General features: G+C 42.3%; 2 protein-coding genes. Both read right to left on the bottom strand.

Annotated features, from left to right (window positions below; all coding sequences use genetic code 11):
- Positions 1–190: 190 nt before the first annotated feature.
- Positions 191–391, bottom strand: coding sequence for a heavy metal translocating P-type ATPase metal-binding domain-containing protein (locus Q7V32_RS13905; protein ID WP_304897586.1), 201 nt, complete (start codon positions 389–391; stop codon positions 191–193).
- Positions 384–647 (bottom strand): HU family DNA-binding protein, encoded by a 264-nt coding sequence (locus tag Q7V32_RS13900; RefSeq protein ID WP_304897585.1) that lies wholly within the window; start codon positions 645–647, stop codon positions 384–386. The genes Q7V32_RS13905 and Q7V32_RS13900 overlap by 8 nt, the downstream gene beginning before the upstream one ends.
- Positions 648–1,169: the final 522 nt, after the last annotated feature.

Genomic DNA, 1,169 nt, shown 5'->3' with positions numbered 1-1,169 from the left:
CTTGCGGATTCCATTCGACATGAATCCGCCCGCCAAATGTGTCGACCGTTACGGGTTCGGCTAAGGGTATCAATGCTTTTGATTGGCCATCACCCAATGGGTGAGTCATGATCTCTTGCATAAGCGCCTCATTCTCAATTGATATCAATTACTTGAGATAGTTTAGCAAGTTTTAACTGCTCTTTTTAGGTTAATTCAGGTCGTTGCTAGAATCGTCTGAACTAATTGATAAACGAGGTTCTTCGTCCTTCCCGTAATAGAGGGTGTAAATGGCTTTGCAGCCTAAACAGCAAAAAATCTTCTGACCTTCTTGGGTTTCAAGTTTAAACCCTGTTACCTTCACGGGCAGTCCGCACAGATCACAGTTTTTGTCATTTGCTAGTTTAGGCATTCAACGCTTTTCCTGCTTTAAAGACCGGCAGATTGGTGACAGCAATGGTGATTTCTACACCGGTTTGGGGGTTACGTCCTCCGCGTTCGGCACGCGCTGTGACTTCAAAATTGCCAAAACCCACAACACTAACCGATTGCCCGTTTTTCAAGGTTGCTTCTATAGTAGCGATCAGTCCATCCAGGCCTCGAGCCGCTGCGGATTTACTCAGTTGAGCATGGTTTGCAATGGCTTCGATGAGTTGGGATTTATTCATAGTGTCCTCGCTAGATCAGGGTGATTGATTATCAACTGTGTATTAAGTGGTTTTTCGTTTATTCAAAAAGGAATGATGATGTCAGTTGATACGTTAGCGCTTATATAGGGGTTTTACAGTGGAATAAAGACCAAAAAAATCCGGCACGAAACCGGATTTAAGAAAGGCACTTCGTTGCTTCGCACAACAGCAATGTCAGATAGACTTTCTATTCCATGCCAAATTGAAAATGTGACTGATTGCCGCAGAAGGTTTGTCACAGATTTACGATAGTACACAAAGCCTTTCGATATATTTCAAAACCAAGCAAAAGAACCTAGAAAAAATCCTTTATGGCTTAGCTATTAAAATTACAAAGTTGTTCAAATGTTTGCGTTGTGTCCGCGGAATGTGTCAATGACATTGAGACACCCAGTTGTTTTATTTAGTGTCTAATTGTTGTGTATTTATGGGTCAAGTTTCTCCCTTTGTGTTAATAGGCGGATTAATCCAAACGGCGTTAGGCAAGCTGGGTGGTAAAGG

It is taken from the genome of Methylicorpusculum sp. (genome assembly GCF_030651835.1).
GTDB lineage: Bacteria > Pseudomonadota > Gammaproteobacteria > Methylococcales > Methylomonadaceae > Methylicorpusculum.
Note: the sequence above shows the minus strand (reverse complement) of the source record. Positions and strands in the feature narration are given on the sequence as shown.

What these genes read in the sequence shown, in the direction of transcription:
- Q7V32_RS13905 (WP_304897586.1), bottom strand. Translation starts at nt 391, where the DNA reads ATGCCTAAACTAGCAAATGACAAAAACTGTGATCTGTGCGGACTGCCC.
- Q7V32_RS13900 (WP_304897585.1), bottom strand. Translation starts at nt 647, where the DNA reads ATGAATAAATCCCAACTCATCGAAGCCATTGCAAACCATGCTCAACTG.